Annotated in this window: 9 protein-coding genes; 7 read left to right on the top strand and 2 right to left on the bottom strand. The window is 36.9% G+C overall.

The window, feature by feature from the left end; all coding sequences use genetic code 11:
• Nucleotides 1–40 precede the first annotated feature (40 nt).
• From lysA to LI241_RS13050, 6 genes are all read left to right on the top strand, one after another.
• Nucleotides 41–1330 carry a diaminopimelate decarboxylase gene (gene lysA / locus LI241_RS13025; RefSeq protein ID WP_213540150.1) on the top strand — a complete coding sequence of 430 codons (1290 nt, stop codon included), beginning with the start codon at nt 41–43 and terminating at the stop codon, nt 1328–1330.
• A complete protein-coding gene (locus LI241_RS13030) occupies nt 1327–2526 on the top strand; it encodes an aspartate kinase (protein WP_008691071.1) in 1200 nt (399 codons plus the stop codon). The genes lysA and LI241_RS13030 overlap by 4 nt, the downstream gene beginning before the upstream one ends.
• A 41-nt stretch (nt 2527–2567) precedes the next feature.
• Nucleotides 2568–3452: a 4-hydroxy-tetrahydrodipicolinate synthase gene (dapA, locus tag LI241_RS13035; protein ID WP_008691070.1), complete on the top strand. Its 885-nt coding sequence runs from the start codon at nt 2568–2570 to the stop codon at nt 3450–3452.
• Entirely contained in the window at nt 3446–4168 is a 723-nt protein-coding gene (gene dapB / locus LI241_RS13040; RefSeq protein ID WP_008691069.1) for a 4-hydroxy-tetrahydrodipicolinate reductase, read from the top strand. Before dapA ends, dapB begins: the two co-directional genes overlap by 7 nt.
• A 258-nt stretch (nt 4169–4426) precedes the next feature.
• Entirely contained in the window at nt 4427–4786 is a 360-nt protein-coding gene (locus LI241_RS13045; protein WP_213540149.1) for a hypothetical protein, read from the top strand.
• A 264-nt stretch (nt 4787–5050) separates the two neighbouring features.
• Nucleotides 5051–5470: a hypothetical protein gene (locus LI241_RS13050; protein WP_008691067.1), complete on the top strand. Its 420-nt coding sequence runs from the start codon at nt 5051–5053 to the stop codon at nt 5468–5470.
• A 38-nt stretch (nt 5471–5508) separates the two neighbouring features.
• Here LI241_RS13050 and LI241_RS13055 read toward each other — a convergent pair whose 3' ends face one another.
• Nucleotides 5509–6672 (bottom strand): extracellular solute-binding protein, encoded by a 1164-nt coding sequence (locus LI241_RS13055; protein ID WP_017144527.1) that lies wholly within the window; start codon nt 6670–6672, stop codon nt 5509–5511.
• A 192-nt stretch (nt 6673–6864) separates the two neighbouring features.
• Here LI241_RS13055 and LI241_RS13060 point away from each other — a divergent pair, with 192 nt between their 5' ends.
• Nucleotides 6865–8901: a maltodextrin glycosyltransferase gene (locus LI241_RS13060; RefSeq protein ID WP_008691065.1), complete on the top strand. Its 2037-nt coding sequence runs from the start codon at nt 6865–6867 to the stop codon at nt 8899–8901.
• Between the two features lie 275 nt (nt 8902–9176).
• Here LI241_RS13060 and LI241_RS13065 read toward each other — a convergent pair.
• A partial coding sequence (locus tag LI241_RS13065) for a transposase (protein ID WP_227160461.1) occupies nt 9177–9607 on the bottom strand: 431 nt, incomplete at its 5' end.

Here is a 9607-nt window from a genome sequence, read left to right on the forward strand (position 1 = left end):
AAGGTCATTATCCTACTGGCATTTTTTAACGAGGTGATGAATGATGAAAGATAACGTTTTACACATCCAAGGCGTGTCTGTAGAACAGCTTGCGACGGCTTGCCAGACCCCTTTGTATATTTATGATGAGAATAAAATAACGGAAAAGCTTAGCCGTTTTCATGAATTATTTCAATCAGATACTTTTAAAACAGAAGTACTCTATGCATCCAAAGCGTTTTCCTGTAAAGCCATGGTAGAACTGGTCGCGCAATACGGTTTGTCCTTAGATGTCGTCAGTGGTGGTGAATTATATACCGCAAAACAAGCTGGATTTCCTATGGAACGTGTATATTTTCATGGCAATAATAAATCCTATGATGAAATCATGATGGCCTTAGACTATGGTGTTGGAACAATCATTGTCGATAATGCGATGGAATGCGATATGCTGGTAAAAGCCGTAAAACGCAGTGGCCGCAGCATCAAAACCATGTTAAGAGTAAATCCAGGTGTTGAAGCACATACACATAAATACATTGTGACCGCCCATTTAGATAGTAAGTTTGGCATTTCTATCACCAAGAAAAAAGAAATTGCCGCCATGATCCATACATTAACAAGCGTTGCGGAAATTACTTTTCTTGGTTATCACTCCCATATCGGTTCCCAGATATTTGATAAACAGGCTTATGTAGCGGAAATTGAAAAGCTCATGCAATTTACAAAAGAAATGCAAACTGAATATGATATTCATATCTCAGCTTTAAATTTAGGCGGCGGCTTTGCGGCACTTTATACGAATGCCGATCATCCTATTCCTTTACAAGATGTTTGTCATACTATCTTAGATACTTGTAAGAAAGAAAATGCCAAACAACAATTAAACATCGAAAAAATTATGATTGAACCAGGTCGCAGCATCGTAGCAGAAGCTGGCAGTACCCTATATCGTGTCGGTTATCAAAAACAAACAGAGCATAAGAAGTATATCTTTGTCGATGGCGGTATGAGTGATAATATTCGTCCAGCATTGTATCAGGCAGAATATGCCTGTGATATCGCCAATCGCATGCAGGAAGAAAAAACAGAAACCGTAACAATTGCCGGAAAATGCTGTGAATCAGGAGATATTTTGATTGAGAATGCCAAATTGCCAAAGATATCACAAAATGATCTGCTAATTATTTATACGACCGGTGCCTATGGCTATAGTATGGCCAGCAATTATAATAAGCTGGGACGTCCGGCAGTCGTTTTCGTAAAAGATGGCCATGCCCGTGTCGTCATTAAAAAAGAAAGCTATGAAAACATGTTGGACTTAGAATGTAATGAGGTCATCAACGTATGAATATAGTAGAGAAGTATGGAGGAACAAGCGTAGCCGATCTGGATAAGATACGCGCTATTGCTCAGCATGTCAAAGAAATGAAAGAGGCTGGTCACAATGTGATTCTGGTAGCTAGTGCCATGGGAAAAACCACAAATAAGCTTATTGAAATGGCAACGGCATTAGGTGGTCATACCAATGATAGAGAAATGGATTCCCTTTTATCTACCGGTGAACAGCGAACGATTACCCTATTAGCCATGGCGATTGATGCACTTGGAATACCGGCGATTTCCTTAACCGGATATCAATGTGGTTTCATTACCAGCCATCATCATGCACATGCGCGTATTAAAGATATTGACATCACCAATTTACAAAAACACCTGGACGATGGAAAGGTTGTGGTGGTGGCTGGTTTTCAAGGAGCTACCGAGCATGGTGAAATTACGACGTTAGGAAGAGGCGGCAGTGATACAACGGCCGTCGCCTTAGCTGCCAAACTTGGCTGGGACTGCTATATTTATACCGATGTCAATGGTGTTTATACCATTGATCCAAGAATGTATCCAAAAGCCAAACGTTTAAAAGAAATCACATATAATGAAATGATGCAGATGGCTTGTTTGGGCGCCGGTGTTTTGGAAACACGCAGTGTAGAGCTGGCTAGTAAATACAATGTACGCCTATTCTTAGGAAAAGCCTTAGAGAAAGATAAAAGTAAGGGGACGTTTATTATGGAAAAAACGAAAAATCTGGAAGATATGCCGATTACCGGTATTAGTATCAAGGAAGATTATGCAATTATGCGGGTGAACGATCTTCCCAATGATGGTATCTTTCTTGGCGAGTTGTTCACACTGATTGCCAAATTAGATATCAATTTAGATACAATATCGCAACAGTTGACGCATGATGGTAAAGTTAACTTTTCATTTTACTGTAATAAAAAACAATCGGATACCATTTTAAAGCATATCGATGAGTTAAATTCCAAATATCCGATTTCCCGTCTGTTGGGCTTTGTGAAACTTTCGGTCGTCGGTGTCGGCATTTCCACACACAGTGGTATAGCGGCAAAAGTATTAAGTACCTTAAATGCACATAATATTCGATATTACATGATAACATCAAGTGAGATTTCTATCTCATTGACCATAGAGGAAAAAGATAAACAGAAAGCAATTGAAGTCTTAGGGGAAGCCTTTGATCTTTAATCTATTTATAACAAAACACCGAAAGGTGAAAGGAGAACATCATGAAATTTGATCTTAAGGGAAGTATTGTAGCACTTATCACACCCTTCCATGAAGATGGAAGTGTCAATTTTGAAAAGTTACACGAATTATTAGAATGGCATGTTGCCAATCATACCGATGGTATACTGGTTTTAGGAACGACCGGTGAAAGCAGCACCATGACGCATGAGGAAGATGATGCTGTCGTCGAATTTACCTTACAAACGATTAACAAGCGAATCCCGGTCATTGTCGGCAGTGGCTCTAACTGTACACAGACAGCTGTTGAAAAAAGCTTGAAGTATGAAGAAATGGGAGCCGATGCCTTACTGGTCATTTCCCCATATTACAACAAAGCCAATGCCAGTGGAATGATTCAGCATTTTCTGGCCGTAGCCGATGCCGTTCATACACCAATCATCATGTATAACATTCCTGGCCGAACAGGTTGCAGTATCTCTGAAGAAGCCGTTGCCGTATTAAGTAAACATGAACATATTTGCGGTATTAAAGAAGCAAGCGGAAATATCGCTTATGCGACAAATATCGCCCGTTATCTGAATGATGATTTCCGTATGTATTCTGGAAATGATGACATGATTGTTCCTTTATTATCTTTAGGTGCCAGTGGTGTGATTTCTGTATTGGCAAATGTGATGCCACAAGAAACACACGATATGGTGATGGCATATTTACATCATGATGTAGATACAGCCTTACAGATACAGTTAGATAATTTAGATCTCATTCACGCTTTATTTATTGAAGTCAATCCGATTCCTGTCAAAGAAGCTTTGAATCTGATGGGCAAACAGGTTGGTGGATATCGTCTGCCGTTATGTGAAATGTCAGAAGAACATAAAGAGGTATTAGCTGCTAAAATGAAGGAGAAAGGTTTATGCTAAATATTCTAGTCGCAGGCTTTGGCAAGATGGGAAGACTGGTTGTCGACAGTATTCAGAAACAAGAAGATATGCAGGTGGTAATGATTGCCGATGGTACTCAGAAACCTGATTTATCAACACTGCAAGAAGAACTGCATGCGATTATCGACTTTTCACATCCCGCCAATTTAGAGTGGATTGCCCCTTATGTGAAGGAGCATCATACGCCTTATATCTGTGGAACGACCGGACATAGTGATATGCAGAAACAAGAAATCAATGCTTTAGGTATGTATGCCCCTATTGTCTTTCAAGCAAATTTCTCACTAGGTATTGCTGTCATGCAGGAAATTCTTAAGATGGTGACACCCTTGTTAGAAGATAGTTTTGACATGGAAGTCATAGAAGCACACCACAATCAAAAACAGGATGCACCTAGCGGCACAGCAAAGATGCTTGTCGATATTCTGAACAAGGATCATGCCTATGAAGAAGTACATGGAAGAGAAGGGTTCATTGGCAAACGACAAAAAGAAATCGGTATTCATGCCGTACGAGGCGGTACGGTTGCCGGAGAGCACAGTGTCCTCTATCTTGGAGAAGATGAAGTTCTGGAAATCAAACATACGGCTAATAGTAAACAGATTTTTGTGAATGGTGCTTTACGCGCAGCACGCTTTATCCAAAACAAGCCCCATGGTACGTATACCATGAAAGATATCTTATTTAATGAATAAAAACAACGAGAAAGTCTCTTACATAACGGATTATGTAGGAGGCTTTTCCATGTGTATGTTCAAGTGCTGTATACAATCTAAACAAACACTAAAACTTTGGTATTCACAATAGAAAGCTTGTCTTTTCCCAAAAAAGCGGTATGATGGATGTAGAAAGATAACCATAACATTAATTAGGAGATGTGATACCCATGGGATGAATAGAATAAGAAATATGATATAAAATCCTAAACGTATAGGGATTAGAAAGGAGTTAAAATGATGAAAGAATTTAGGAGTATTGTAATTGACGCAGATTCAAACACTTATACTATTAAAGATGGAACACAGGGAGAATACAAGTTATCAGAAATTAAAAAATATAGTATTTTAAATGAACATGCAAATTATCGTGGAAAAGCAGAACCTTTTCTTCATCAGGTACTTGGTGGTGCTTCCTCTTTTATAGCTGTAGAACCTAAATTGTATGTGGGAATTAAAATCACTACGACTGCAAATGAAACTTTAGCTGTTTATATTTCAGAGAATCCTGTATTGTTTAATTCTGATGCTTATATTGAAGATAAGCAAGAAGCAGAAAGAGTAAAAGCGGTATTTGATGAGTTCTTTAAAAAATAAAATTATGAATTATTAAAGCCTAGAAAATTGGGACATGAACAAAATCTAATTAGATTATTCTTGTCTATAAGATAATTAGATCAAACAAAAGAGATCAACATGGAAAAGAAAAATATTGGATATTATATCGGTATATTCGTTTTAGGTATCATTACCGGGTTTATCATCTTTGAGATACTGCTTTAGAAAAGACAGTAACTCTGTTTCATACATGTATTAAAAAGATAACTGCTATCATTTATAGCAAAAAGAGAGGGATCTTGTATGAATAAAAAGAAAATTGTGTTACTTTCTTTGCTCCTTCTTATGTTTCTTTGTAATCTAACTGCTTGCACGCAAAAGAGTAAAGATTCTGACTCCAAGCCTTATGAAGAACGCATAAAAGCAATTGTTAAATATTCCGGACCAAAAACACTTAAAAAAGATAGTGATTTTGATATTAACGAATACTTGGATGTTTATGAAATGCAAAGCGATAAAAAGGTTAAATTCAAACACGTTGAAGATTATAAGTGGCCACAAAAACTTTGTTATTCTATAGAAGTTGATTGTGGTGACGGTAAACAAAGTTGTGAGTTTTCTACAGAAGTACCAAATTTTTATACTTTCTCAGTAATTGCAGGAAGTTCTGAAGGTGCTTATACGATTAAAGAAATAGATATAACTGTTCAAGATAAGAACTAATGAATTTTTATAAAAAGTGATGGTTGCATCACTTTTTATTATTTACCTATGCTCCATGTCCTTAGATTTTTTACCAATTCCTTATAAACTTTAGCTGCGGAATCTTTACTACAAATATAGTTTTGTAAGATTGATGTAAAATCACTTTGGTTTATCAACATTTCCATTGTAATTCCCGGATTTTCTTCTATTATTGACAGATTATATAGTTGTGTTGTATTTACAGCCTCTATGAGTTCCTTTTTAGCATGATCATAAATATCGAAATCTTTTACATCCTCGCTACACAATAAAGGTACTTTCATATTAGTGTCTAATAATGCCTGTATCCCTTTCTTCGATCGTACCATAGCTAGAAACCGTCTTGCTGTATTCGGGTATTTACACTCTTTTGTTACGGCAAATCCAAACGTCGTAAACGGCGGTGCTATGGTTTCTTCTTGCCAAGATGGCATCGCCATGAAATGTAGATTACCATTTTGATAGGCACCTCTTTTTTCATACTGAAACTTTGTCGATAGTAAGCCACATAAATAATCATCACCATTATAAAAATCCTTTTGCTGTATCAAATCATCCGGCATATCCAATTTTGTATTTATTTCCTTATATGCTTTTAACTGCTTGATTGTCTGCTCTTTAGGAAAAAGATTGGTAAATGGAATTGTTTCCTCTGGAAGTAGTTTAGCGAAAAACGGATATACATATTCTCCCATATGATTATGATAATAACGTACATGACTTTCTGCCATTTGCTCAAAACTAACTAGATCTTCTTCCGACAATTTATTTTTTTCTAACATATCCTTGCGATAACAAAACACCAGTCCCTCCCCAATAACAGGTGTATAATAATCGCTTAATTCCTTTCTCTGTAAACTATTTGGCACATCATATGTATATGACACTTCCTTTATCTCCATGAGCTTATCTTTTAAAAAAGTTGCGTCAATATCGTTCGTCCAGATAATATCTTGTTTGATATCCTGGGTAAAGTAATAAGGTTGTACAACGAAATGTAAAGCATCTTTTTGTTTCGGATAGCTACGATTCCATAAATCGTTTAATTTATCCGCATATGCCTGATGTTCCACCTGAATCAACAGATGCGCATCTTTTTCAGTCATTTCAATCTTTTCTCTTGAAGCATTACTACATGCACAAAGAAACGCTGTTATACCTAACAAAATTAGTTTTTTCATGTCCTCACCTGTTTTGAGTATAACAACTTCTATCATCACATTCTGTCGAATTCACATATGCCTTTTTAATCATCTGTATCCTTCATTTGCGATAACTTTATATAAGCTTTCCCGTATGAAAAAAAGCAAAGATTCGTTTGGCTTTTTCCTGCTTGTATACTATACTATAACTATAGACAAGGGGGTTTTCCAATGAACCATGTTACAGCACTTTATCATGCATTAGAGAAAGAAGAGAAACTCCACCACGATGACATTTACAATTATGCGATTCCTAATGCATGGAATATGTATGGCTATCCGGATAAGAAAAACTTACGCAGCCGTGAAATTCTGGTCAATCCATACCGCTTTTATCTTTTTACTTTGCGCCACATCTTAATGGATGAACAAGGAAAAGTGAAAAAAAGCATTCCTTTTCAAGATGCTAAAGCTTCAAAAGGCAGCTGGCTGAAAAAGTCCAGTATATATTCCCTCATGGTACGTACTGCCACGGCATGGGATCACGATCGTGATGATGCATTGCCACATGATAATTTGTATCATTTAAGTGATAATGGCACTTTTTTGAAGAGTATTTTATTAATTCCCTACTTAAAACGCATGGGTATAAACACCATACTTATGCACCAGCCATTTGCTTTAAGCAAAACACAGACGCCTCATACGTATGCCGCAAAGGAATGTGTGCGTAGTTTTACGGATATAGATGAAACGTTACATGATCCACTTGTACCGGAATTAAATGTTCTGGAACAATGCTTAGCATTTATTGAAGCCTGCCATATGCATGGTATCCGTGTTCTTTTAGAATTTTGTCCAGGTAAGCTTGCCAGAGATAATACATATTATCAGAAACATCCGGAATGGTTTTATTGGATGACAAATGATGAATTGCGAAATTATCATGCGCCGATTTGTAATGCGCTACCGCAAAACACAATACCGCATACGTATGCGTTGAAAGATTTTTATCGCAGCGAAGATGTAAAAGCACACCTAGCTTTCTTCCGTAATGCACCAAAGCCTACGGATATGGATTTGGCTGCTATAGAAAAACTAGAACATATCACGATTGCGCCAATGTTCTCAGATCAAATCAATGCACATTTACCTATTGATGAAGATGGTACTGTATTCCGTTTCTTTGAAGATTTTCATATTCATGTACCAAAAAACGCATTACCTGCAAATTGTGCACCTTATCTAATGCAAGACAGCATTCGTTATGATTTGCATCCGGGAAAAAAGGCTTTGCGTAGTTTATGGGATATGTTAAATGAAACCATTCAATGGTATCAACAAACACTCGGCGTTGATGGTATTTATTTAGAAAAAACATATTTATTACCTGAAAAACTGCAAAAGGAATTGGTGAAGACAGCGCGCAAAGGAAACCGTCATTTTGCCATGATTGCAGAAGATACGCTCATGGAAAATAGTAGCGCATGGGTTGCAAAAGGCTTTGATGCCATTAGTGGAAATAGTGGTTATGAAGAAACCAATATTTGGGATTTCCGTTTCCATACCTTTGCATATCGTTTAAAAGGCAATGCCTGTCCCATGTTTGCGGCTAGTGAATTTTATGATGCCAGAAGGGTATGTTCATTGGAAAATGGTAGAAAACTGATGATTATGTTAAGTGTTATGAATCAATTCTTACCCAATGGTATTCCGATGTTGATGAATGGTGTAGAATGCTATGAGGTACAGCCAATGCAGTTGAGTGAGTATGGGGATAAAAAATATTTGTCTTCTCTGCCAAAAGAAGATCTCCGCTACCGTCAACAAGCTTACTTAGATGCTTACTATTTTAATTATCGTACGCCGGATCTCAATGTTTTACCTTCTTTATTAGAGCGTTGTTGCGCAATACGTAATACATATCTTGATGCCATTAGTAAAGAAGAAAGCTGTATTCCCGTATGGTTTGATTCCCCAAAAGATTTTGGCATTGGGTATAGTTTTGTCTTAGAGGATCGTGCATTAATGGTTATTTGTAATACAAACATTAATACAGCCAGTCATTTACATATCCATACTGAGAATTTATATAGTGAATTGCCTTTTACGGTAGCTGAAATCCATCAAATCTTCTCTACTTCAGACCCTTATATACATGATGTACCGCAGGACTCTTTCCGCAATCTACCATTGGATTTTGAATGTGGAGAAGTAAAGTTTATCGAATTTAAAGCTACCAAATCAACCGATGGACAAATAGTTTAATTCTTGAACAAGATGGTTTTTAGATAAGTTATTTGATGATGATCTTCATAATGAAAATCGACGGTTATAAATATCTTAAATAGAAGTACCCATTTACTTTTTAGGGGCTCTAAATTAACGTGGGGTTGAGCGAAAAAAGGCTCTAAATTATTGTGGGGTTTTAGCATCTAACTGCTACGCTCTAAATTAACGTGGGGTTTCAAAAAAGAAGTAATAAGGTTCGGGAATGAACAAATTACTTCTTTTTTATATGTCAAACATTGTATGCATGATAGTTATTTTTTATAGGTACCGCGTTTCTTTCCGTTCATTCTGATTGGAAGCTGTGCATCAGAGAGGCAAGGCAGTGCATCTCTGTTCATGCAGTACATACAACGGTTACGGAAGCGCGCGAAATTCACATATCCATTACCCGTTTTCTTGATCAGTTTTACAATAGAGTTACGAGATTCCATGATGCCATTCGACAACCGTCTTCCATCTACGAGAATAAAAGAATTGATGATTTCTTCTTTCCAGTTATTCAACATTTTATGGATTACTACTATTTCAGGAATATGAGATTTTCGTATCAATGACATCATCTCATTGAAATTTTTTTCTGCATTACTGAAATCGCTGTATGTATTGAAGAGAAGGTATCTATCTTTGATCTGATAGGCTTCCTTTAATTCTGGGGATATAGCCAATATGCGGTCAAGCAGCT

The sequence above is a fragment of the Longicatena sp. 210702-DFI.1.196 genome, assembly GCF_020563125.1.
GTDB lineage: Bacteria > Bacillota_I > Bacilli_A > Erysipelotrichales > Erysipelotrichaceae > Longicatena > Longicatena caecimuris.

Coding starts and splice junctions, on each gene's coding strand:
- LI241_RS13055 (WP_017144527.1), bottom strand. CDS start 6,672: ATGAAAAAACTAATTTTGTTAGGTATAACAGCGTTTCTTTGTGCATGT.
- LI241_RS13030 (WP_008691071.1), top strand. CDS start 1,327: ATGAATATAGTAGAGAAGTATGGAGGAACAAGCGTAGCCGATCTGGAT.
- lysA (WP_213540150.1), top strand. CDS start 41: ATGATGAAAGATAACGTTTTACACATCCAAGGCGTGTCTGTAGAACAG.
- dapA (WP_008691070.1), top strand. CDS start 2,568: ATGAAATTTGATCTTAAGGGAAGTATTGTAGCACTTATCACACCCTTC.
- LI241_RS13060 (WP_008691065.1), top strand. CDS start 6,865: ATGAACCATGTTACAGCACTTTATCATGCATTAGAGAAAGAAGAGAAA.
- LI241_RS13045 (WP_213540149.1), top strand. CDS start 4,427: ATGATGAAAGAATTTAGGAGTATTGTAATTGACGCAGATTCAAACACT.
- dapB (WP_008691069.1), top strand. CDS start 3,446: ATGCTAAATATTCTAGTCGCAGGCTTTGGCAAGATGGGAAGACTGGTT.
- LI241_RS13050 (WP_008691067.1), top strand. CDS start 5,051: ATGAATAAAAAGAAAATTGTGTTACTTTCTTTGCTCCTTCTTATGTTT.